Origin of the sequence: Streptomyces sp. AJS327 (assembly GCF_013450295.1) — a bacterium.
Taxonomy (GTDB): Bacteria; Actinomycetota; Actinomycetes; order Streptomycetales; family Streptomycetaceae; genus Streptomyces.
The window spans coordinates 1,213,980-1,237,315 of sequence record NZ_SKBR01000001.1 but is presented as its reverse complement, the minus strand read 5'-3'; the positions used below and the strand labels follow the sequence as shown (position 1 = coordinate 1,237,315).

Annotated in this window: 18 protein-coding genes and 1 riboswitch; of the genes, 5 read left to right on the top strand and 13 right to left on the bottom strand. The window is 71.6% G+C overall.

The genetic code is table 11. The annotated features are described in order from the left end of the window. Positions 1–48: 48 nt before the first annotated feature. Positions 49–1,614, bottom strand: a complete 1,566-nt coding sequence (locus E0L36_RS04945; protein WP_180927599.1) for an aminotransferase class V-fold PLP-dependent enzyme — start codon at positions 1,612–1,614, stop codon at positions 49–51. A gap of 491 nt (positions 1,615–2,105) precedes the next feature. After that, a riboswitch (SAM riboswitch) is annotated at positions 2,106–2,224 on the bottom strand. Positions 2,225–2,572: 348 nt separating this feature from the next. On the opposite strand from E0L36_RS04945, the gene E0L36_RS04940 reads away from it, so the two are divergent. Further along, positions 2,573–3,019 (top strand): subtilase-type protease inhibitor, encoded by a 447-nt coding sequence (locus tag E0L36_RS04940; protein ID WP_374705488.1) that lies wholly within the window; start codon positions 2,573–2,575, stop codon positions 3,017–3,019. A 167-nt stretch (positions 3,020–3,186) separates the two neighbouring features. On the opposite strand, the gene trpD is transcribed toward E0L36_RS04940, so the two are convergent. The 5 genes from trpD to E0L36_RS04915 all read right to left on the bottom strand — a co-directional run bounded on the left by trpD (position 3,187) and on the right by E0L36_RS04915 (position 8,726). Next, complete coding sequence (gene trpD / locus E0L36_RS04935) at positions 3,187–4,251, bottom strand: anthranilate phosphoribosyltransferase (RefSeq protein WP_180927597.1); 1,065 nt, start codon at positions 4,249–4,251, stop codon at positions 3,187–3,189. A 240-nt stretch (positions 4,252–4,491) separates the two neighbouring features. Continuing rightward, a complete protein-coding gene (locus E0L36_RS04930; protein ID WP_180927596.1) occupies positions 4,492–6,138 on the bottom strand; it encodes a ubiquinol-cytochrome c reductase cytochrome b subunit in 1,647 nt (548 codons plus the stop codon). Then, on the bottom strand, positions 6,135–7,205 hold the full coding sequence (locus tag E0L36_RS04925; protein WP_180927595.1) for a ubiquinol-cytochrome c reductase iron-sulfur subunit: 1,071 nt from the start codon (positions 7,203–7,205) through the stop codon (positions 6,135–6,137). Before E0L36_RS04925 ends, E0L36_RS04930 begins: the two co-directional genes overlap by 4 nt. After that, positions 7,202–8,014: a c-type cytochrome gene (locus E0L36_RS04920; protein ID WP_180927594.1), complete on the bottom strand. Its 813-nt coding sequence runs from the start codon at positions 8,012–8,014 to the stop codon at positions 7,202–7,204. Before E0L36_RS04920 ends, E0L36_RS04925 begins: the two co-directional genes overlap by 4 nt. A gap of 94 nt (positions 8,015–8,108) precedes the next feature. After that, positions 8,109–8,726 (bottom strand): heme-copper oxidase subunit III, encoded by a 618-nt coding sequence (locus E0L36_RS04915; protein WP_180927593.1) that lies wholly within the window; start codon positions 8,724–8,726, stop codon positions 8,109–8,111. 212 nt (positions 8,727–8,938) lie between these two features. On the opposite strand from E0L36_RS04915, the gene E0L36_RS04910 reads away from it, so the two are divergent. After that, the gene (locus E0L36_RS04910) at positions 8,939–9,343 is read left to right on the top strand and encodes a hypothetical protein (RefSeq protein ID WP_180927592.1); all 405 of its coding nucleotides are present in this window, start codon (positions 8,939–8,941) and stop codon (positions 9,341–9,343) included. A 151-nt stretch (positions 9,344–9,494) separates the two neighbouring features. Here E0L36_RS04910 and E0L36_RS04905 read toward each other — a convergent pair whose 3' ends face one another. The 4 genes from E0L36_RS04905 to coxB form a co-directional block, all read right to left on the bottom strand. Continuing rightward, positions 9,495–10,703, bottom strand: coding sequence for an Ig-like domain-containing protein (locus E0L36_RS04905; protein WP_258015901.1), 1,209 nt, complete (start codon positions 10,701–10,703; stop codon positions 9,495–9,497). Between the two features lie 172 nt (positions 10,704–10,875). Then, positions 10,876–11,274 carry a cytochrome c oxidase subunit 4 gene (locus E0L36_RS04900; protein WP_180927590.1) on the bottom strand — a complete coding sequence of 133 codons (399 nt, stop codon included), beginning with the start codon at positions 11,272–11,274 and terminating at the stop codon, positions 10,876–10,878. Next, a complete protein-coding gene (ctaD, locus tag E0L36_RS04895; protein WP_180927589.1) occupies positions 11,271–12,998 on the bottom strand; it encodes a cytochrome c oxidase subunit I in 1,728 nt (575 codons plus the stop codon). Before ctaD ends, E0L36_RS04900 begins: the two co-directional genes overlap by 4 nt. Then, on the bottom strand, positions 12,995–13,978 hold the full coding sequence (gene coxB, locus E0L36_RS04890; protein WP_180927588.1) for a cytochrome c oxidase subunit II: 984 nt from the start codon (positions 13,976–13,978) through the stop codon (positions 12,995–12,997). The genes ctaD and coxB overlap by 4 nt, the downstream gene beginning before the upstream one ends. A 529-nt stretch (positions 13,979–14,507) precedes the next feature. Between coxB and E0L36_RS04885 the strand changes: the two genes are divergently transcribed. After that, positions 14,508–16,091, top strand: a complete 1,584-nt coding sequence (locus E0L36_RS04885) for a cysteine desulfurase/sulfurtransferase TusA family protein (protein WP_180927587.1) — start codon at positions 14,508–14,510, stop codon at positions 16,089–16,091. 135 nt (positions 16,092–16,226) lie between these two features. Here the strand turns inward: E0L36_RS04885 and E0L36_RS04880 are convergent, their stop codons facing one another. Next, positions 16,227–17,201, bottom strand: a complete 975-nt coding sequence (locus E0L36_RS04880; RefSeq protein WP_180927586.1) for a carbohydrate kinase family protein — start codon at positions 17,199–17,201, stop codon at positions 16,227–16,229. 490 nt (positions 17,202–17,691) lie between these two features. Between E0L36_RS04880 and E0L36_RS04875 the strand changes: the two genes are divergently transcribed. Beyond that, the gene (locus E0L36_RS04875) at positions 17,692–19,347 is read left to right on the top strand and encodes a hypothetical protein (RefSeq protein WP_180927585.1); all 1,656 of its coding nucleotides are present in this window, start codon (positions 17,692–17,694) and stop codon (positions 19,345–19,347) included. 262 nt (positions 19,348–19,609) lie between these two features. On the opposite strand, the gene E0L36_RS04870 is transcribed toward E0L36_RS04875, so the two are convergent. Further along, a complete protein-coding gene (locus E0L36_RS04870) occupies positions 19,610–19,963 on the bottom strand; it encodes an iron-sulfur cluster assembly accessory protein (protein ID WP_114017239.1) in 354 nt (117 codons plus the stop codon). A gap of 429 nt (positions 19,964–20,392) precedes the next feature. On the opposite strand from E0L36_RS04870, the gene nadA reads away from it, so the two are divergent. Beyond that, a complete protein-coding gene (gene nadA, locus E0L36_RS04865; protein WP_180927584.1) occupies positions 20,393–21,637 on the top strand; it encodes a quinolinate synthase NadA in 1,245 nt (414 codons plus the stop codon). A 104-nt stretch (positions 21,638–21,741) separates the two neighbouring features. On the opposite strand, the gene E0L36_RS04860 is transcribed toward nadA, so the two are convergent. Beyond that, positions 21,742–23,322, bottom strand: coding sequence for a TIGR03086 family metal-binding protein (locus E0L36_RS04860; protein ID WP_180927583.1), 1,581 nt, complete (start codon positions 23,320–23,322; stop codon positions 21,742–21,744). Positions 23,323–23,336 lie beyond the last annotated feature (14 nt).

Genomic DNA, 23,336 nt, shown 5'->3' with positions numbered 1-23,336 from the left:
GATCCGGCCCGGTCCGGGGCCCGCCCCGGGGCCCGCCCCGGACCCGCGCTATCCCCGGGCCGCCACCTCCCGTACGGCGTCCAGGAAGCGGGCGAGGTGCCCGTCCGGCGTGCCGACGCCGAAGCTGACCCGGACCGCGCTCAGCGGAACGCCCGGCCGGGCGTCGGGCCCGGCTCCCGGGGCTGGGCGCCCGGCGGGCGGCGGACCGGCCACCTCCGGCCCGGCGCCGTCCCCCGTCAGCGGCGCCGAACCCGGCCCGGAATCCGGCCCGGAGTCCGCGCCGCCCGGGCCGAGCAGCGCGGTGACCAGCGGGTGGGCGCAGAACAGCCCGTCCCGTACGCCGATGCCGAACTCCTCGGCGAGCGTGGCGGCGAGCCGCGCGCTGTCCCACCCCGCGAGGACGAAGGAGACCACTCCGACCCGGTCCGCCGCCGGACCGAACAGCGACAGCACCCGCACCCCCGGCACCCGCGCCAGCTCGTCGAGCAGCCAGGCCGTCAGCGCGCGCTCTCGGCGCACCAGCCGCGGGAAGTCCGCGCCCGTGAGCGCCTCGCACGCCACGGCGAGCGCCCGGGCGCCGATCACGTTGGGCGAACCCGCCTCGTGCCGCGCCGGTCCGGTGCGCCACTCGACCTCCACCCCACCCCGTGCCGGGCGGGAGACCCGGCCGCTGGCACCGCCGCCCGCCAGGTACGGCTCGGCCGCGTCCAGCCAGTCGGCTCGTCCGGCGAGCACCCCGGCGCCGAAGGGGGCGTACAGCTTGTGCCCGGACAGCGCCACCCAGTCGACCCCGAGCCGCTCCACGTCCACCGGCCGGTGCGGGGCGAGCTGGGCCGCGTCCAGTACGGTGCGGGCCCCGAACCGGCGGGCGGTGGCGGCCAGTTCGCGTACCGGCCAGAGTTCACCGGTGACGTTCGAGGCCCCGGTCACGCAGACCAGCGCGGGCCCGGCGGGGGCCGCCGCGCGCAGCGCCTCCTCCAGCACCGCGACCGCCTCGTCCGGCGAGCCGGGGGCGGGCAGCCAGACGGTGTCCCGCCCGCGCCAGGGCAGCAGCGCCGCGTGGTGCTCCGTCTCGAAGACGAACACCCGGGTACCGGCGGGCACCGCCCGGGCCAGCAGGTTCAGCGCGTCCGTCGTGGACCGGGTGAACACCACCTGGTCGTCCGCGCGGCAGCCGAGGAACCGGGCGACCGTCGCGCGGCTCTCCTCGAACAGCTCGGTCGAGAGTCGGGAGAGCTGCCCGGCTCCCCGGTGCACGCTGCCGTAGTACGGCGCGTACTCGGCCACCGCGTCCCACACCGGACGCAGTACGGGGGCCGAGGCCGCGTAGTCCAGCGCGGCGTACTCCACCTCGCCGCCCCCGGCGAGCGGCACCCGCACGTCGAGCCCGAGCACCGGCAGCGGCCCACCCGCCCGCCGCACCGCGTCCGGGGCGGCCGTGCGGTTCGGGCGGTCCGGGCTGTTCGGGCTGTTCGGGACGTCCGGAGTGTTCGGACGGTCCGGACAACCGGCGGCCTCCGCGTCCGGGTTGGCGAGCCGGACGGCGGCGGACGGCGAGACGGCGGGAGCCGGGACGGGCGGGGTGGTGGTAGCGGTGGTGGCGGTGGTCGGCATGACGAACTCCTGGAACACGGCGGATGTGCCCGGACCCGGTTCACCGGGGCCACCCGGGGCGGCGGGGCCAGCGCGGGGCGCGGAGGCACCGTGTCGGGACGGCCGAGACGGGTCGCGCGGCTGACCCGGCTCGTACGCGGCCGGGTGCGGCGGCCCGGCACCGGGCCGGGGCCCGGAGACGGCCGCGCGACCCCGGAGACGACCGGTCGGACGCGGGCCCGGGGCAGGCGGGGCACGGACGGAAGGGGGTGACGCTCCGCACGGAGCGGACGGTCGGGGCCACGTCCGCGCGTCACACCGGGCGCCCGCGCACCACGGACGCGGCCGGACCGACGGGCCCGGGCGAACCGGTGGGCGGTGACGCCGGGCGGAGGGAAGCGGCCCGGCGCACGTCTCACGGAGCCCACGGAACGGACCGCGGACCGGAGAGACGTGCTAGCGCATTCGCTGACTCACGGGGAACTCCTCGAAGACCAGGACCCCGGAGAGGGGATCCGTGCTTGCCGCGGGCCTCGCTGCCGTGCGGCCTGGTCATCACCCGGGGCACCCCACCACGGAAGGAGGGTTGCCGGACAGCGGGCCGGGGCCTTGATCGCTGTCACTCGTGACCTGCGCAGCAGTATGCCATACCTACTGATCCGCACCATCCGTCCCCGTAGCGCCTCCCCGGCGCCCACCCGCCACGGCTGTCCGGGGTGACGTTGGACGCTGTCCCGACCGCCGGCTCGACCGCCGATCGACCGCCAACTCCCGTTCCCCCGGGCCCCGATGGGCACCGGAGTGGGAGCGGCGGCACACGCCCCCCGAGCGCGCCTCCCTCCCGTGCCTCCGCCCGCACACCCCCGCCACAGAACGGATATCCACGCGTTTTGTCAGACACACGGCAAAGATGGTCGGCGGATGGCACATCACCCCGCCTATCCCCCACCCCACCCCGTTACGGACGAAAGGCGCACCCGTGCGACACCTCACTCGCCTCACCCTGCTCGGCAGCCTGCTCACCCTCACCGCCCTCGCCCCGCTGAGCGGCGCCGAGACCGCCACCGCGGTGGACAGGGAGGGCCCGGCCGCGCACTCGCTCTACCCACCCTCGGCGCTCGCGCTCACCGTCGCCCCCGGGACCTCCGCCCGGACGGCCACCCCGGACCGCGCGGTCACGCTCTCGTGCGCTCCCCGGCCCAGCGGAACGCACCCCGCTCCGGAGCGGGCCTGTGCCGAGATCGCCGCCGCCCAGGGCGACCTCGACGGGCTCCCCGGACAGCGCGACCGGTTCTGCACCAGGGAGTACCGGCCGGTGGTCGTCACCGTGCAGGGGGTGTGGCGGGGGGAGCGCGTCGACTACGAGCGCGCCTTCGACAACAGCTGCCTGAAGGACGCGCACGGCGGTGGCGTCCTCGCCTTCTGAGCCGGTCCGCCCACTCCAGCCGCGAGGGCGGACGCCCGCGAGGGCTCCGTCCGGTGCACCGGACGGAGCCCTCGCCCGCGCCCCCACACCACCGGCCGACGACCCAGCGGGCGGGCGACGCCCCAACGACGTGCGGATCGGCGGTGGATGACCCAGCGGTCGGCGGTTCAGCGGTGGGTGGCGGCGACCCAGCGCTCCAGCGCGGCCGCGGCGGCGCCCGAGTCGATGGACTCGGCGGCGCGCTCCATCCCCTCCGCGATCTCCTCGGCGAGCGGACGGCCGGACGGCTCCAGCGCCACCAGCGCGGCGGCGGAGTTCAGCAGCACCGCGTCCCGGACCGGCCCCCGCTCCCCGGCGAGCAACCGCCGCGCCACGTCCGCGTTGTAGGCGGCGTCCGCCCCCCGCAGCGCCTCCACCGGCACCAGGTCGATACCGACCGAACGCGGGTCGAAGGACTCCCGGCGGACCGCGCCGTCCCGCACCACCCAAACCGTCGAGGACGCGGTGGTGGTCAGCTCGTCCAGCCCGTCGTCCCCGCGGAAGACCAGCGCGGAGGAGCCGCGCTCGGCGAGCACCCCGGCGAGGATCGGCGCCATCCGGGCGTCCGCGACCCCGGTGGCCTGAGCCCCGACCCGAGCCGGATTGGTGAGCGGCCCGAGGAAGTTGAACGAGGTGGGGATGCCCAACTCCCGCCGCGTGGCGGCCACATGCCGCAGCGAGGGATGGAACCGCACCGCGAAGCAGAAGGTGATCCCGGCCTCCGTGGCCACCTCGGCGACGCGCGAGGGCGACAGCTCCAGGTTCACCCCGAGCTTCTCCAGCACGTCGGAGGCGCCGCTCGCGCTGGACGAGGCCCGGTTGCCGTGCTTCACCACGACGGCTCCGGCACCGGCCACCACGATCGACGACATGGTGGAGATGTTGACCGTCCGGGCCAGGTCCCCACCCGTGCCGACGATGTCGACCGTGGGCCCGGGGACCTCCACGACGTTCGCGTGCTCGTACATCGCCCGGACCAGCCCGGCGACCTCCCCCACCGTCTCGCCCTTGGCGCGAAGCGCCACCGCGAATCCGGCGATCTGCGCGTCCGTCGCCTCGCCCCGCATGACGCGGTCCATGGCCCAGGCGGTGGCGTCCGGGCTCAGGTCCTCACCGGCCAGCAGGGTTCCGAGGACGTCCGGCCAGGTGCGCGCCGCCACGGGGTCGCCTCCGGCGGGGATAGCAGCGCTCATACGGATCACTCCTGGCTGTGGTCTGACGGACGGCTCCCACCCTATCGATTCGGCCACCCCGCCCCTCCGTCCCCACCTGGCGGTGGACCAGGCCCACCCCCGGCCGGCAACGCGACGGCGCCCCGGGACAGTTCCCGGGGCGCCGTCGTACGACAGGACGCGGGGGCTCGCGCGGCGCCCGTGGCGGAGGCGGCGCGCGGTGCCCGCCCGGACCGGACGGGCACCCTCGCGAGCGGGTGGCTAGTGGTGACCGTCCCCGCTGGTGATCTCGCGGTACTCCTCGGCGGTCGGCTTCGGAATCTGGCCGCCCTCCCCGAAGTAGCCCTTCGAGATCTTGGCGCGCAGCTTCTCCCCACGGGAGACCTTGCGCCGCACGCCGTTCTCGTCGGTACTGGGAGCGATCTCCTGCGGCGTGTACTGCTCGTGCGCGGTGAGCGTGTGCAGCTGCTCCTGCGAGAGCGGCTCGTGCACCTCGACGAACTCGCCGTGCGGCAGCCGCTTGATGATCCCCGACTCCAGGCCGTGCAGCACCTTCTCCCGGTCCTTCCGCTGGAGGCCCAGACAGATACGGCGGGTGACGATGAAGACGACGAGCGGCACCGCGAAGAAGCCGATGCGGACGAACCAGGTGATCGCGTTGATCGACAAGTGGAAGTGCGTGGCCCACAGGTCGTTACCGCCACCCACCAGCAGGACGAAGTACCAGCTGATCCAGGCCGCGCCGAGACCCGTGCGGGTCGGCGCGTTCCGCGGCCGGTCCGCGATGTGGTGCTCGCGCTTGTCCTTGGTGACCCACGACTCGATGAACGGATAGACCGCGATCGCGGACAGCACCAGGGGCAGCAGGAGCAGCGGGATGAACACGCCCAGGACCAGGGTGTGGCCCCAGAGGTTGATCTCCCAGCCCGGCATGAACCGGATCAGGCCCTCGGGGAAGCCCATGTACCAGTCGGGCTGCGCGTTGGTGGAGACCTGGTCCGGCCGGTAGGGGCCGATCGTCCAGATCGGGTTGATCGTGAAGGTCGCGGAGATCATCGCGATCACACCGAAGACGAGGAAGAAGAACCCGCCCGCCTTGGCCATGTACACCGGCATGAACGGCATGCCGACCACGTTCTTGTTCGTCCGGCCGGGACCGGCGAACTGGGTGTGCTTGTGGTAGAAGACCAGGATCAGGTGCGCGACCAGCAGGCCGAGCATGATGCCGGGCAGCAGCAGCACGTGTGCGGAGTAGAACCGCGCGATGATGTCGTGCCCGGGGAACTCCCCGCCGAACAGGAACATCGCGATGTAGGTGCCGACCACCGGGACCGACAGGATCGCTCCGTGGATGAAGCGGACGCCGGTGCCGGACAGCAGGTCGTCCGGGAGCGAGTAGCCGGTGAAGCCGGTGAACATGCCCAGGAAGAAGAGCAGGAACCCGAAGACCCAGTTGATCTCACGCGGCTTCCGGAAGGCGCCGGTGAAGAACACCCGCATCATGTGGACGAACATCGCCGCGAGGAAGATCAGCGCGGCCCAGTGGTGGATCTGCCGGACCAGCAGACCACCGCGCACGTCGAAGCTGATGTTCAGCGTGGAGGCGTAGGCCTCCGACATCAGCACGCCCTGCATCGGAACGTACGGGCCGTGGTACTCGACCTCGTTCATCGACGGGTGGAAGAACAGCGTCAGGTAGACACCCGTCAGGATGATGATGATGAAGCTGTAGAGCGCGACCTCACCCAGCATGAAGGACCAGTGGTCCGGGAAGATCTTGCGCATGTTGGCCTTGGCGAGGCTGTAGATCCCCAGCCTGCCGTCGGCCCAGTCGGCGACCCGCTCACCGGCGGGCGCCTTCTTCGCGTTCGAGCTGCTGGGGCTCGACGTCTCGGTTGCAGTACTCATCCGCGCTCCCAGAAGGCCGGGCCGACGGGCTCATCGAAGTCGCCCTGCGCTTCGAGATAGCCGTCCTTGTTCACGCTGATCTTCAGCTGGGGCAGCGCGTGCCCGGCAGGGCCGAAGATCACCTTCGCCCCGTCACTCATGTCGAAGGTCGACTGGTGGCACGGGCACAGCAGATGGTGGGTCTGCTGCTCGTACAGGCTGACCGGGCAACCCACGTGGGTGCAGATCTTCGAGTACGCGACGATACCGTCGTACGACCAGTCGAGTTCGCGCTTGTCCTTGATGTCCTTGGGCTCCAGCCGCACCAGGACCAGGGCGGCCTTGGCGATCTCCTTCTGGAAGTCCTCGTCGTGGTGCTCCAGCCCCTCGGGCTTGGCGAAGGCCAGCGAGCCCACGGTGATGTCCTCGGGACGGAGCGGCTCGTTGGTGTTCTCGTTGACGAGCAGCTTGCCCTTGGACCACATGGTGTGCCGGAGCTTGTCCTCCGGCAGCGGGCCGAGGTCACGCAGCAGCACCACACCGGAGAGCGGCACCAGGGCCACCGCGCCGAACATGGTGTTCCGGATGAGCTTCCGGCGTCCGAGTGCGGACTCCTTCGCGCCCTGCCGGAAGTCCTCCAGGACCTTCGCGCGCACCTCAGGCTCGGCCGCGATCGGGTGCCGTTCGTCCGCGATCTCCACGTCGGACATCAGCGTGCGGGCCCAGTGGATGGCGCCCGCGCCGATGCAGAACAGCGCGACACCCAGCGTCAGGCCGAGCGAGAGGTTCAGCGCGCTGACCCGGCCCAGCGGCCAGACGTACACGATCTTGTCGATCGGGAAGATCACGAAGGAGGCGATGAAGCCGACCGTCGCCAGCATCGACAGGGTGAACAGCAGCGCGACCGTGCGCTCGGAGCGCTTGGCTGCCCGCTCATCCGTGTCCTGGATGCGGTGTTCGTGCGGCGGCAGGCCGGGGTCGGCGAACGGATCCTTCTCCGTACCGCTGACCGCGCCCCGCCCCGCTTCCTGCGCACTGGGCAGGTTCTCGTCTGACACGTTCTCGTCCGGTCCAGTCTGGCTACTCATGACTTCTTGGCCTTTGCGGTCCGAGCGGCAACCCAGACAGCGAGGGCGACCATCCCGCCGATACCGAACACCCAGGCGAACATGCCCTCGGCGACCGGGCCGAAGCCACCGAGCTTGAAGCCGCCGGGGTTGTCGGAGGTATCGCTGTTCACCGTCTTCAGGTAGGCGACGATGGCGCCCTTGTCCTTCTCGGGCATCTCGCCGTCGGAGAAGGAGGGCATGTTCTGCGGACCGGTCTGCATCGCCTCGTAGACGTGCTTCGGGTCCACGTCGGTGAGGTCCGGGGCGTACTTGCCCTTGGTGAGCGCCCCGCCCTCACCGGTGAAGTTGTGGCACTGCGCACAGTTCGTGCGGAACAGCTCGCCGCCCTTGGCGACGTCCGCGTCGCTCGGGTCGTACTGACTCTTGGTCGGGATCTCGGGACCGGCACCCAGAGAGGCCACGTACGCCGCGAGCTGCTTGGTCTCGTGCTCGTCGTAGACCTTCTTCTTCTTCGGCGCCTGGGCCCCGGGCTGCTGCATCGGCATGCGCCCGGTACCGACCTGGAAGTCCACGGCGGCGGCCCCGACCCCGACCAGGCTCGGGCCGTCGCTGGTCCCCTGCCCGCCGGTTCCGTGGCAGCTGGAGCAGCCGGTGGCGTAGAGCTTCTTGCCCTCCTCGATAGCGAGGGACTGGGAGGACTCCTGGTCGGCCTTCGCTTCACCCGCGGGAGCGAACGCGGTGTACAGCCCCCCGGTGGCCGCCAGCGCGAAGATGAGAACGACGAGCGCCGCCAGCGGATGGCGCCGTCGTGCGGAGAGCTTTTTCACGGATTACCCCGGTGTCAGGATCTTCTGCGTCGATGCTTCTGTGTATGTCTGCTGCGCGGCCTCCGCCCTGGTGGCGGCTTCGCGGCCCGACCGGTTACTTGATCACGTAGATCGTGACGAAAAGGCCAATCCAGACAACATCGACGAAGTGCCAGTAGTAGGACACGACGATGGCCGCGGTGGCCTGCTGGTGGGTGAAGCGCCGGGCCATGTAGGTCCGGCCCAGCACGAACAGGAAGGCGATCAGCCCGCCCGTCACGTGCAACCCGTGGAAGCCGGTGGTCAGGTAGAACACCGAGCCGTACGGGCCAGAGGAGAGCGAGGTGCCCTCCTTGACCAGCTCGGTGTACTCGAAGACCTGGCCGCCGATGAAGATGGCACCCATGACGAAGGTGACGATGAACCAGGTGCGGAGCTTCTTCACGTCCCCGCGCTCCGCGGCGAAGACGCCGAGCTGGCAGGTGAGAGAGGAAAGCACCAGGATCGTCGTGTTCGTCAGCGCGAACGGAAGGTTCAGTACATCTGCGTGCTCCTTCCAGTAGTCCGCGCCGGTCACCGATCGCAGGGTGAAGTACATCGCGAAGAGGGCCGCGAAGAACATCAGCTCGGAACTCAGCCAGATGATGGTTCCGACGCTGGTGAGGTTCGGTCGGTTGACCGACGGGTGCGCGTGCCCGGTTTCTACTGCTGTTGCTGTCGCCACGACCGACATTATGTCGGTCGCTTATGCCGCCCTCACTTCGGGGGTACCGTTCGGTGTGTCCGTCGCCGCTGTCCAGCTCAGACAGGCCGTTCCGGCGCCTCGCGCACCGGTGTTGACGACGCGTCGGGGGGAGTAGCATCCGGGCTGCGCCCCGCGCGCCGCACGACGGGCCAGCCCGGCCAACTCGGGCCCCCGGAACGCCCCGACGACGTGGAGGAACCATGCAGCCGACCGCCACGGTGCTGGTCTACAGCGACAACGCCAACACCCGCGAGCAGGTGCGGCTCGCCGCCGGGCGTCGCCCCGCGGCCGACGTGCCCTCCGTCGAGTACATCGAGTGCGCCACCCCGCACACCGTGCTCGACACCCTGGACAAGCGCGAGGTCGACCTCTGCGTGCTGGACGGCGAGGCCACCCCCGCCGGGGGCATGGGCGTCTGCCGCCAGATCAAGGACGAGATCTTCCGCTGCCCCCCGGTGCTGCTGCTGATCGGCCGCCCCCAGGACGCCTGGCTGGCCACCTGGAGCCGCGCCGAGGCCGTGGTCTCCCAGCCCGCCGACCCGGCCGTGCTGGCCGAGACGCTGGCCGGGCTGCTGCGCGAGAAGCGCCAGTTGGCCGGGGCCTGACCCCGGCGGGAGGCCCAGCACCCTCCCCACCCTCTCCGGCCCCGGCCCGCGCCGGGGCCACCGGACGGTGACGGCCCCGGCGCACTCCACGCCGGGGCCGTCTTCACGAGGTCACGCGCTCATGTCCGGATCGCACACCGGGCGCGCCCGGTCACACCCGCGGCCGCAGCCGCGCCGCCTCCGCCGGGCCGCTGCCCTCGCGGGTGCCCTTCTCGATGGCGCTGCCCTCCCGCCACTTCTCCCAGGGCATGTTCCAGTCCCCGAACCCGTTGCCAAAGGCGGGCATCGACTCGCCCTCCGTGTTCACGTGCTCCACCAGGTCGCCCTGCCGGACGGTCTTGAAGAACCACTCCGCGCTGCCGCTGCTCATACCGGTGCACCCGTGGCTGACGTTGGCGGCCCCCTGGGACCCCACCGACCAGGGCGCCCCATGGACGTACTCCCCGGTCCAGGTGAGCCGGGTCGCCCAGTGCACGGGCAGGTCGTAGAAGTCGGAGGCGCCGATGCTGGCGCTGGTCATCCGGACGAACGGCTCCTTGGTGAGGATCACCTTCACACCGTTCCTGGTGCGGTAGCCGGCCTTGCCCGTGGTGATCGGGAACGACTTGATGACCTTCCCGTTCTTCTTGACCCGCATCTCCAGCGAGGAGGCGTCCGCGACGGCCTCCACCCGGTCGCCCGTCCGCATCCGGAGCGGCTTCGAGGGCCCTCCGTGCACCCCGCCACCGACCGGCAGTCCGTCGAGCCGGGAGTAGGCGTTGATGGTGGCGTGCGCGGGCCAGTACTCCTTCGGGCGGTAGTGCAGCTCCTTGCTGTTCACCCAGTGCCAGGCGCCCTCCACCCGGGGCTGGGAGTCGACCTTGAGCGCCCGCTCGACGAGCTGCCGCCGCTCCGGGTCCTTCACCGGATGACTGAGCTCGGCAGTGATGGGCTGGCCCACCCCGTAGGTGCCGCTGTCCGGGCCGAAGGACACGGAGAGCTTCTTGCTCGCCGCCTTGGTGGCGAACCGCACGGTACGCCGTCCCGGTGCCCCGCTGTCGTTCTCGGTGCTCACCCGGACGCTGTAGCTCGTCCCGGCGGCCAGCGGGCCCGTGCTGCGCCAGGTGTGTCCGTCGGCCGACAGCTCGCCGCTGACCACGCGTCCGGCGGAGTCGGTCGCCAGCACGTCGGCGATGGAGTCCCCCGTGCCGGAGGTGGTGACCTCCAGTGGCTTGGCGGGGTCGACCCCACGGCTCTCGTGGGAGGCGCTGACCTTGACGCTGTCGCTCGCGTCGTAGGGGGCGTTGGAGAGCGGATCCGAGCTGTTGCCACAAGCGGTGACCCCCACCGCCAGCGGTGCCAGTGTCAGAGCGCAGCCCATCGCCATTCGGTGTCTGGTTCTGTCCGACCTGTGACTCATGGTCACAAAATATGATTTATATGCGACGCAGACCCGGTGAGCGCGTACAAACGGGTCGGCCCCCGGTGTGTCCGGGGGCCGACCCTTGCATCTCGGACCCACGCCGACTAGGGGCGCGTGACCGTCGGAACCGCTACTGGTTCTGGCTCTCGCCGTGGTAGTACTCGAAGACCCAGCCGAAGAGCCCGATCAGCACCAGTGGCGCCGAGACGAAGGCGAACCACCAGCCGATCGCCACGCCCAGGAAGGCGCAGGCCGTGCCAGCGCCGAGCGCCAGCGGCTGCCAGCTGTAGGGGCTGAAGAAACCGACCTCACCGGCGTCGTCCGCGACGTCGGCCTCCTTGTTGTCCTGCGCGCCGGTGTCCACCCGGCGCGCGGTGAACGCCAGATAGTAACCGATCATGATGGACAGCCCGAAGGCGAGGAAGAGCGCCGTGGTGCCCACCGGCTCCTTCGACCAGAGGCCGTAGATCACGGCGACGGCGAGGAGAAAGACGGAGAGCCAGATGAACAGCTTGCCCTGGATCTTCACTTCCCGGCCTCCTTGCTGCTGCCGGACAGCACCGAGCTACCGCCCTGACCACCGTGGCCGAGCTGGTCGGCCTCGGAGATCTCGGGGTGATGCAGGTCGAACGCCGGGGATTCGGAGCGGATACGCGGCAGCGTGAGGAAGTTGTGCCGCGGCGGCGGGCACGAGGTGGCCCACTCCAGCGATCGGCCGTAGCCCCAGGGGTCGTCCACCTCGACCTTCTCGCCGTACTTGTGCGTCTTCCACAGGTTGTAGAAGAACGGCAGCATCGACAGACCGAGCAGGAACGAGCTGATGGTGGAGATGGTGTTCAGGGCCGTGAAGCCGTCGGCGTCCAGGTAGTCCGCGTAACGGCGGGGCATGCCCTCCGCACCCAGCCAGTGCTGGACCAGGAAGGTGCCGTGGAAGCCGATGAACAGCGTCCAGAAGGTGATCTTCCCGAGCCGCTCGTCCAGCATCTTGCCGGTGAACTTCGGCCACCAGAAGTGGAATCCGGCGAACATCGCGAAGACCACCGTGCCGAACACCACGTAGTGGAAGTGCGCCACCACGAAGTACGAGTCCGAGACGTGGAAGTCGAGCGGCGGCGAGGCCAGGATGACGCCGGTCAGACCACCGAAGAGGAAGGTGATCAGGAAGCCGATCGTCCACAGCATCGGCGTCTCGAAGGAGAGCGAGCCCTTCCACATGGTGCCGACCCAGTTGAAGAACTTCACACCGGTCGGTACCGCGATCAGGAAGGTCATGAAGGAGAAGAAGGGCAGCAGCACACCGCCGGTGACGTACATGTGGTGCGCCCAGACCGTCACCGAGAGACCGGCGATCGCGATCGTCGCGGCGATCAGGCCGATGTAGCCGAACATCGGCTTACGGCTGAAGACCGGGACGATCTCGGAGACGATGCCGAAGAACGGCAGCGCGATGATGTACACCTCTGGGTGGCCGAAGAACCAGAAGAGGTGCTGCCACAGCAGTGGACCGCCGTTGGCCGCGTCGAAGATGTGCGCACCGAACTGTCGGTCCGCCTCCAGCGCGAACAGCGCGGCGGCCAGCACCGGGAAGGCCAGCAGCACGAGCACCGCGGTGAGCAGGACGTTCCAGGTGAAGATCGGCATCCGGAACATCGTCATGCCGGGGGCCCGCATGCAGATGATCGTGGTGATGAAGTTGACCGCACCGAGGATCGTGCCGAAGCCGGAGAGCGCGAGACCCATGATCCACAGGTCGGCGCCGACCCCCGGCGAGCGGACCGCGTCCGACAGCGGGGAGTAGGCGAACCAGCCGAAGTCGGCCGCGCCCTGCGGGGTGAGGAACCCGCCGACGGCGATCAGCGAACCGAAGGAGTACAGCCAGTACGCCAGCATGTTCAGCCGCGGGAAGGCGACGTCCGGGGCACCGATCTGGAGCGGCATGATCCAGTTCGCGAAGCCCGAGAAGAGCGGCGTCGCGAACATCAGCAGCATGATCGTGCCGTGCATGGTGAACGACTGGTTGAACTGCTCGTTCGACATGATCTGCGTGCCCGGCCGGGCCAGCTCGGCGCGCATGGCCAGCGCCATGACACCGCCGATACAGAAGAACACGAACGACGTGACGAGGTAGAGCGTGCCGATCGTCTTGTGGTCCGTGGTCGTCATCCACTGGATCACTCGGTTACCGGGACTCCGCCGGCGCGGTGCCGGCTGCCCCGGTGCGGCGGCACCCTGGGTTTCGGTGGGGATGCTCACGGGTTATTCGTCTCCGCGTCCTTGGCGCCGCCCTCGGTGGCGGTACCCGCTGGGATGTAGCCGGTCTGGCCCTTCTCGGCCAGCTCCTCCAGGTGCTTCTGGTAACGCTCCGGGGAGACGACCTTCACGTTGAAGAGCATCCGGGCGTGGTCGACGCCGCACAGCTCGGCGCACTTGCCCTTGAAGGTGCCCTCCTTTTCGGGGGTGACCTCGAAGCGGTTGACGTGCCCGGGGATGACGTCCTGCTTCATCAGGAACGGCACCACCCAGAAGGAGTGGATGACGTCCCGGGAGGTGAGGATGAACTGGACCTTCTCACCCTTGGGCAGCCACAGCGTCGGACCCGGGTCGTTGTTCTGCGGGTTCCGGTCACCCGGGGTGCCGACCACGTTGACGCCCTCGGCGCCCTCGGGGAAGGTGCCCCGCATGCGGTTGGGGATGGCGGACAGCGGGTGCTTCTCGCTGTCGTCCCCGGCCGCGATCGTCGCGGAGGTGGACTTGTCGCCGTCCACGTCCGCGATGTAGTTGAAGCCCCAGCTCCACTGATAGCCGACCACGTTGATGACGTGGTCCGGCTTCTCGGAGGTCTCCAGGAGCTTCGTCTCGTCCCGGGCGGTGAAGTAGAACAGCACCGAGATGATGATGAGCGGGACCACCGTGTACAGCGCCTCGATGGGCATGTTGTACCGGGTCTGCGGAGGAACCTCGACCTTGGTCCGGGAGCGCCGGTGGAAGATGACGCTCCACAGGATCAGGCCCCAGACCAGCACGCCCACGGCGAGGGCGGCGAACCAGGAGCCCTGCCACAGGGAGAGGATCCGCGGCGCCTCTTCAGTGACCGGGGTGGGCATCCCGAGACGAGGAAAGTCCTTGTATGTGCAACCGGTCGCGGTCGCCAGGACCAGGCCCGCGGCCAACGCCTGGTGCAGCTTCCGCCGCATCGGGCGCCGCGACGAGCGGTCGGAGCCGTTGGGACTCACGTAGCGCCTTCCCGAGAGTCTCGCCCGCGCCGGTCGCGCGCGGCCCTCGTACGTGGTCGGGCGCCGGCCCTGGCGCGGGCAGGGGTTTGGATGTTTATGCGGACCAAACCCTACTGGACGCTATTTGGGGTCGCGCGGGGAGGGGGCGTAACGCGCCGCGCGCCTCCCCGATGGGGTGGAATGACCCGTTCCGGGAGGGGGTCTGACGGGGCGCCGGACGCCCCGCGCCAGGGCGTGGCGTACGTCGTACCCCCGCCCGCGTGGCGGTCGTTCGCCGCCCCGGCACGTCGCGGCCGGACGGTCGGACCGCTGGGCCGCCGGGGCGTGTCGTCGGTCGCCGGGGCTCGTGAACGTCCCGGCGTCCGCGGGCTGGTGGGGAGCGGGCAGTCCAGACGGGTCCAGACGGGACCAGACGGGACCAGACGGGACCAGACGGGCTGGATGGAGCCCGTCGGTGTTCTCGGGAGGTGGGGCGCGGCGGCCGGAAGTGCCCGCCCGGGGGCGTGCGCCGGGACGGTACCGTGCCGCCGTGGCCTACTTCGACGCGGCTTCCTCGCTCCCCCTCCATCCCGTCGCACGGCAGGCTCTGCTGGCCGCACTGGACGAGGGGTGGGCCGATCCGGCCCGTACGCACCGGGAGGGCCGCCGGGCCCGGGTGCTGTGGGACGCGGCCCGGGAGAGCGCCGCCGACTCCGTCGGCTGCCGTCCGGACGAGCTGAGCTTCACCCCCTCCGGAACCCACGCGCTGCACACCGCGCTCGCCGGGGCGCTGGCCGGACGGCGGCGCGTGGGGCGGCGGCTGGTGGTCTCCGCCGTGGAGCACTCGGCGGTGCTGCACGCGGCGGAGGCGCACGAGCGGGACGGCGGGGCGGTGAGCCAGGTGCCGGTGGACGAGCGTGGCCGGGTCGAACCGGCCCGGTTCGCGGCGCTGCTCCGGGGACCGGCGGAGCCCGTGGGCGACGTGGCCCCGGGGGGCGGCCACGTCGCGGGGGCGGCGGTGGCCGCGCTCCAGTCGGCCAACCACGAGGTGGGTACCGTGCAGCCGGTGCCGGAGGTGGCCGCGGCCTGCGCGGAGGCTGGCGTACCGCTGCTGGTGGACGCGGCGCAGTCGCTGGGCTGGGCTCCGGTGACGGGCCCCTGGTCGCTGCTGGCCGCCAGCGCGCACAAGTGGGGTGGCCCGCCGGGCGTGGGTCTACTGGTGGTGCGGAAGGGCGTGCGCTTCGCGCCGCCCGCCCCGGCGGACGAGCGGGAGTCGGGCCGGGCGCCCGGGTTCGGCAACCTGCCCGCGGTGGTCGCGGCGGCCGCCTCGTTGCGGGCGGTGCGGGCCGAGGCCCCCGCCGAGGACGCCAGACTCCGGGGGCTGGTGGCGCGGATCCGGCGGCGGCTGCCGGAACTGGTGCCGGACGTACGGGTGGTGGGGGATCCGGAGCGGCGGCTGCCGCACGTGGTCACGTTCTCCTGCCTGTACGTGGACGGCGAGGCGCTGCTGGACCGGCTGAGCCGGGCGGGGTTCTCGGTCTCCTCCGGTTCCTCCTGCACGTCCAGCACGCTCACCCCGAGCCACGTGTTGCGGGCGATGGGGGTGCTGTCCGAGGGCAACGTGCGGGTCTCGCTGCCGCCCGGCACGAGCGAGGAGGACGTGGAGCGCTTCCTGGCGGTGCTGCCGGAGACGGTGCGCGGGGTCCGCGAGCTGCTCACGACGGGCGCCGCGCCCACGGCTGACGCCTCCTCCCCTGACGCGCCGTCATCGGACGCTGGGCCGACGGCCGGGACCGGAGCCGGGGCCGCCGCCGAGAGGGCGGAGGCGGCCACGGAGGTGACGGGCACGGCGGAGCACGGGCCGGGTGCACCGGAGAGTGAGGAGAGTAAGGAGGCCGAGGGGGACGGGGGCGGCGCGGGTTCCGGGCGGACGCTGGACGCGCGGGGAACGCTCTGCCCCGTACCGGTGATCCGGCTGGCGCGGGTGATCGGGGAGGTGCCGGTCGGCGGCGTGGTCACGGTACTGGCGGACGACGAGGCGGCCCGGCTGGACATCCCGGCCTGGTGCGAGATGCGCGGGCAGCGCTTCCTCGGTGTCGAGGGGACCCGTTTCCGGGTGCGGCGCGAGAGGTGAACCGGCCGCGAGCGACCAGCGCTCCGCGCGAGCCCACCGGGCCGGTCGGCCCCACCGTCCCCGGCGACGCGGATCGGGCGGACACGACGACGGCCCGCCGCCGCCCGGTGGGGCGGGGCGGGCCGGGGCGGCGCCTCAGGCCAGGAACTGCTTGACCTCGGAGGCCGCGTCCTCGCCGTACGCCTTGGTGTAGCGCTCCATGAAGTGGCTGCGGTGCAGCTCGTACTCCTGGGTGCCGACGGTCTCTATGACCAGTGTCGCCAGCATGCAGCCGACCTGGGCGGCGCGCTCCAGGCTGACGCCCCAGCTGAGGCCGGACATGAACCCGGCGCGGAAGGCGTCCCCCACACCGGTCGGGTCGGCCTTGCGCTCCTCCGCCGGGACGGGGACCTCGATCGGCTCCTGGCCCTGGCGGTCGATGCGGACGCCGCGCTTGCCGAGGGTGGTGACCCGGGTCTCGACGTTGCCGAGGATCTCGGCGTCGGTCCAGCCGGTCTTGGTCTCGATCAGCTCCTTCTCGTACTCGTTCGAGAAGAGGTAGGTGGCGCCCTCCACCAGACCGCGGATCTCCTGGCCGTCCATGCGGGCGATCTGCTGCGAGAAGTCGGCGGCGAAGCGGATGCCGCGGGCGCGGCACTCCTCGGTGTGCCGGGTCATGGCCTCGGGGTCGTCGGCGCCGATGCAGACGAGGTCGAGCCCGCCCACCTGTTCGGCGATCCGCTGGATCTCGATCAGCCGGGCCTCGCTCATCGCACCGGCGTAGAACGAGCCGATCTGGTTCTGGTCGGTGTCGGTGGTGCAGACGAAACGCGCGGTGTGCAGCACGTCCGAGATGTGGACGTGGCTGGTGTCCACTCCGTGCCGGTCGAGCCAGGCGCGGTACTCGGCGAAGTCCTCTCCCGCCGAACCGACGAGAATCGGCCGGGCTCCGAGCTGCCCCATACCGAAGGCGATGTTGGCCCCGACTCCGCCACGGCGGATTTCGAGGTTGTCGACCAGAAAGGAGAGCGAGACCGTGTGAAGCTGGTCGGCGACCAGTTGGTCGGCGAACCGGCCGGGGAAGGTCATCAGGTGGTCGTTAGCGATAGAGCCGGTGACTGCAATGCGCACGACGATATCTGCTCCTGAGAGACGAAGGTGGGCGTCTGCCACGCTACCCCCTTCCCCGCGATACTCGAACAGGACGGAACTACCAGATAGTAGGGCCTTCCTGGCAGCGTTCGAACTGCGTAGCGTCTCCCCCATGGAAAATTCCATGCACCCAGCAACCGGACGTCCCGGAATGGTGTTTCCGGAGGCTGAGCCGGAATCCCTGGCCCAATTACGGGGAGACTGCGCCCGGATGGCACCGTACTGGCCCGCCGCCCGGGCGGCGACCGGTTCGCAGTGCGCCGCTCGCTCTCACGCCCCCGCTCGCCCCCCGTCGCTCCGGGGCGTGCGCGTCCCGCCGGGCACCGCGCGGATGCTGGAGGGCATGTCGGAGTACGGCGACTGACGTTCGGAACCCGAGGGAACCGATCGTCACGCCGCCCCGTCCCACTCGCGTCCCCCACATGAGGAACCGGCCTCACGTGACGAACGGAGCCGAAGGAGCGACGCGGTGAGCACTGACCACTCCCCCGATGCCCCCGAAGAGGAGCCCCGGCGGCGGCATGGGCGGCGACTGACCGTGGTGTCGGTCGCGGCCGCCGTACTGCTGGCCGGCGGAGGAACGTACTGGGCCGCGACGGGTTTTGGCGGGTCGGACTCCGCCCCCTCCGGCGACCAGGCCGAACCCCCGCCGCTCTCGCTGGACAGCGCCGCCCTCGCGCCCGCGAGCGCGGGCGAGAAGCGGGGTCCGGACCCGTACCAGGCGAAGGGTGAACTGCCCCGGGGCCCCGGGTCGTTCGCCGTGCACCACCCCCAACAGCGCCTGAGCAAGGACGGGGTGGCGAAGCTCGCGAAGGCGCTCGGACTGCGCGGCGAACCGCGGCGGGACGGCGAGCGCTGGGAGGTCGCGGGCGAGGACGACGGTCCCCGGCTGACCGTGAGCGACAGCCGCTGGGCGCTGTCCCGCGCCGGTGACGGGAACGCGCAGGCCTGCGCCCAGCCGCTGCCGCGGCCGAAGCAGGACTCGGCGACCTCGGACAGCACCGCGCGCGACGCCCCCGGCCCGGCCGAGACCGGGCTGCGGGCCAGCGACGAGCGGGCCAAGCGGCTCCAGGAGGAGCGGGAGTGCCCCGACCCGTCCGCCGGGCGGGGCGATCCGGTCTCGGCCGGCGAGGCGAAGAAGGCGGTGAAACCGCTGCTGAAGCGGCTCGGTATGACGGACGCCCGGCTGAGCACGGAGTCCTCGATGGGCTCGCTGCGGGTGGTGAGCGTGATACCGAAGGTCGACGGAGTGCTGACGCACGGCTGGAACTCCATCTTCCTGGTGGACGAGAAGGGGAAGCTCTCCCGGGCCAACGGCCCGCTGGTGGGCGTCTCGAAGGGCGCGGAGTACCCGGTGGTCTCGGCGGCCACGGCGCTCAAGCAGCTGAACGCCACCCGGCAGCAGCCCCAGGAGCGGATCGCCTGCGCGACGGTCGCGCCGAAGGCGGAGCGTGACGGGGACCGTGCGAGCGGCGCGGGGCGGAGCGCCGGGTCGGCGAAGCCCTGCGGGCCCGCCCGGAGCGGCGACAGGGGCCGGGTGACGGACGCGACCTTCGGACTGGCCTCGCACTACTCGAACGGCAAGCCGGTGCTCGTCCCCTCCTGGTTCTTCGAGGTGAAGCGGGCGGGCTCCGGTCCCAGCTCGCAGGTGACGCATCCGGCGGTGGAGCGGAAGTACCTGAAGCGTGGGGAGACCGCGCAGGCGCCGGGCGCCCCGCCGGTGGACGGCGACCCGCGGCCCGGCACCCCCGCGAAGCCGGACTCCCCCACGGAGCGCCCCGGCTCGCCGGGAGAGCGCCCGGCGGATCCCGGGCGGGGCGGCGGGATCGGCGCGGGCGGCGGGGCCGCCGCGCCGCAGGCGGTCGAGGCGTACTCGGTGAAGGGGCGGACGCTGAGCGTCTGGTTCTGGGCGGGCGTCTGCGACAAGTACGAGGCGAAGGCCACCGAGACCGGGAAGCGGGTCGAGGTGCGGGTCGAGCCGCGGAAGGCGCAGGGATCGAAGGTCTGCGTGAAGATGGCCAAGCGGCGCTCGGTCGAGGTGGAGCTGGACAAGCCGCTGGGTGAGCGCACCGTCGTCGACGCGCGGGACGGAGACACGCTGCCGAAGGACGAGAAGGTGAAGTGAGCCGCGTCGGCCCCGTGCCCCGAGGGGCCACGGGACCGACGGAGACCATGCCGCCCGCATCCCCGCCCGGGGTGGAGGTGGCCGGCGAACGACGGGGCGGCGGATTCCTGGTGGGGGGAGTCCGCCGCCCCGTCCCTTTCTGACCCCGGGCGCCCCCGCCGCCGGTCCACCGGGTGGTGAGGGGCCGGAACGCACGTCGGCACCGGCTCGCGGGGCTGCCGAGGCCGCCTCGCCCAGCCGGTGCCGATGGCTGCCGGAAGGCTCAGTTGAAGGAGTCGCCGCAGGCGCAGGAGCCGGTGGCGTTGGGGTTGTCGATCGTGAAGCCCTGCTTCTCGATGGTGTCGACGAAGTCGATGGAGGCGCCGCCGAGGTACGGGGCGCTCATCCGGTCGGTGACCACCTTGACCCCGTCGAAGTCCTTGACCACGTCGCCGTCGAGCGAACGCTCGTCGAAGAACAGCTGGTAGCGCAGTCCGGAGCAGCCACCGGGCTGAACGGCGACGCGCAGCGCGAGGTCGTCCCGGCCCTCCTGCTCCAGCAGGCTCTTGACCTTCGCCGCCGCGGCGTCGGACAGGATGATGCCCTCGCTGACAGCGGTCTCGTCCGAAACGGACATCTGCTTCTCTCCCGGGTTGTACGGACTGGTCTGCCGTCAACTGCAACCGGTGCCACCCGGTGTTCATTCCGGAGGAGCGCGACGCTCTCGATGCGTCGGGCCCAGATGCGGCCGGTGCGGTCGTGTCCAGTTGGCTGGCGTTCTCGGTGTCGCTCTGCGGTATGCGGTTGTCGGCGCGGCCTGACCCCGTGGTGCTGGTGGACCTGGGTTCCGACGGGTCCCGGCTCCCGGGGCGGGCGCCGGTTCATCGGGCCCGGGCACGCCCTCGGCCTCCGTTCATGCTCGCACACGGCCCCGAGGGCTGGGAACGCGTCACTTCGACGCTATGGGGCCGCTGGGTATCGTCACCATGACGCAAAGGAGCTATGATAGATAACGTCAATTAGACGATAAGCCCTTGTGTGGGGCTCAACAGAAAGGGTGGGTGCCGTGAACACCGCCCAGCCAGTCGACGCCCAGCCCACACCGTCCACGCCGGCCGCGTCCGCCGCGTCGTCGGCGCCCGCTGAACCCGGCACCGCCCTCACGCTGCTGCTGCTCGGCCGGGAGTCCGACCCGCACAGCGAACGCGGGGTGGAGTGCCCCGGCGACCTCCCGGCCGCCTCCGACCCCGACCTGGTGGAGCGCGCCCGGGCGGCCAAGGAGCGGCTGGGCGAGCGGGTGTTCGTCCTGGGCCACCACTACCAGCGCGACGAGGTCATCGAGTTCGCCGACGTCACCGGCGACTCCTTCAAGCTCGCGCGGGACGCGGCGGCGCGGCCCGAGGCCGAGTACATCGTCTTCTGCGGCGTGCACTTCATGGCGGAGTCGGCGGACATCCTGACCGGCCCGGACCAGCGGGTGATCCTCCCGGACCTCGCCGCCGGGTGCTCGATGGCGGACATGGCGACGGCGGAGCAGGTCGCCGAGTGCTGGGAGGTGCTGGAGGAGGCCGGAGTGGCGGACGTCACCGTGCCGGTCTCGTACATGAACTCCTCCGCCGACATCAAGTCCTTCACCGGCCGGCACGGCGGCACCGTCTGCACGTCCTCCAACGCCCGGCGGGCGCTGGAGTGGGCGTTCGGGGAGCGGCCCGCGGGCGAGGGCAAGGTGCTCTTCCTGCCCGACCAGCACCTCGGCCGGAACACCGCGCTGCGGGAGCTCGGGATGTCCCCCGAGGACTGCGTCGTCTACAGCCCGCACCGGCCGAACGGCGGGCTCACCGCCCAGCAGCTCCGGGACGCGCGGATGATCCTCTGGCGCGGCCACTGCTCGGTGCACGGCCGGTTCTCGCTGGAGTCGGTCGAGGACGTCCGCGCCCGCATACCCGGGGTCAACGTGCTCGTCCACCCGGAGTGCCGGGCGGAGGTGGTGGCCGCCGCGGACCGGGTCGGCTCCACCGAGTACATCATCCGGACCCTGGAGGAGGCGCCCCCCGGATCGTCCTGGGCGATCGGCACCGAGCTGAACCTGGTGCGGCGGCTCGCCCGGCGGTACGCGGCGGAGGGCAAGGAGGTCGTCTTCCTCGACCGGACCGTCTGCTTCTGCTCCACCATGAACCGCATCGACCTACCCCACCTGGTCTGGGCGCTGGAGTCGCTGGTGGAGGGGACCGTCGTCAACCAGATCTCGGTGGACGCCGAGACGGAGTACCACGCCCAGCGGGCGCTGGAGCGGATGCTCGCCCTCCCCTGAACCCGCTGAGCCGCTGAACCCGCTGGGCCCCGGCGGTCCGCACGGCGGCCGGGGCGGACGCCCCCGTGACCCCCGGTGTGCCCCACGGGGAGTGGGGGCGCCGGTCAGTGCGGGACGCGGCGGCCGAGGAACGCGGCTACGTTGTCAAGGGCCGGGGCGTGCTCGGGGGCGGGCCGCGCGGCGACGAAGGATCCACCGGCGGTGCGGGGCAGGTCACCGTAGATCTCGCGAACGACCGGCAGGGCCGCACGCGCGATATCGGGTTCCAGATCGCGGTCGTGGCCGAGCGTGGCCGCGAGGTCCCAGCCGTGCACGAGCAGCTCGACGAGGAGTTGTTCGACCACGCGGCGACCGGGGGCGGGGCCGAAGGAGCGGTCCAGCAGGCCCGGCTGCCGGAAGGCATCGCGAGCCTGGGAGGCGGCGGTCTCGAAGGCGGTGACGTGGTCGTCACCGAGGTGGTCCTCGGTGTGCGCGGTGGTGGGCGGCGTGCCCTGGGCCAGGCCGCCCCAGACGATGTTCTCCCACACCAGGTGGTCCAGCAGATTCCGCAGGGTCCAGTCCTCGCAGGGAGTCGGCAGGCCGAACTGGTCCGGCGCCGTCGCCCGCACCAGGTCGCCGACGGTGTCCTGGACGCGCGTGAACGCGTTCAGGACACCGTCCGGCCAGGGGTCGGTACCGGCGGTGTAGAGGGCCTGGAGTCGGGCGTCGCGCGCGCCGGGCACGGGGTTGGCACGCAACGCGGTAGCGAGCCACTGACCTTCCTCGGCGATCCCAGGGGGCACGGGGCGGCCGCCGAGGACGCACAGCAGTTGCCAGAAGCGCTCGACGGCGGGCTCGGCCGCGCTGGTGAGCTGCTCGTGCAGGAGTGCGCGGGCCTCGGGGCCGTCGGAGGCCACGTCGGGGGCGGTGTTCGCGCCGCTGGGCAGCCAGGCGGCGATGACGTCGGCGACGACCTGGTCGGCGGCCGGGGAGTCCGCCGCGGTGCCAGCCCCCATCGCCTCCCGGACCCGCGCGGTCCAGATACCGGTGAGGGCGCGCATCTCCTCCGCCGTCGCGGAGTCCCGCGCTTCCCGCCCCTGCCGGGCGGCGTACTCCGCCAGGCGCCGCATGGCGGGACCCAGCTCCCCGTCGGCGACCAACTCGCCCAGTTCCAGCCACGCTTCGATCTGCTCGTCGGTGGGGTCCTCCGGAAGATCGGAGCCGGCCGCGAGGAGCCCCTCGCGGAAGTGCGGCACGTCCAGGTCGCCGAGCGTGGTGGTGAGGAAGTCGTGGACCAGATCGCGACGTTCGTCGGGGGACATGTGGGCGGTGCGGGTCATCAGAGCGAGTCCTTCGTGGGTGGTACGACGTGTGACGGTGCGCAGGACGGCCTGGTGGGTCCGCAGGCGGCGGATCCGCGTCTCCAGAGCCTCGACGTGTGCGGCCGCCACCTCCGAGAGCCCGTCCCCGCGATCCAGGGCGGCCCGGATGTCACCGAGCCCCATCCCCAGGTCCCGCAGCGTGCGAGCCAGCCGCAGCCGGGCCACGCCAGCGGTGTCGTAGCGGCGGTAGCCGCCCGCGGTCCGGCTGATCGGTGCCACGACGCCCGCGTCCGACCAGTGCCTGACCACTTTCACCGACAGTCCGGTCTGCCGCGCCACGGCCCCGATGCCCCACGTGGGCCGCGACGTGTTGTCCTCGCGCATGTGGTCCACCCTCG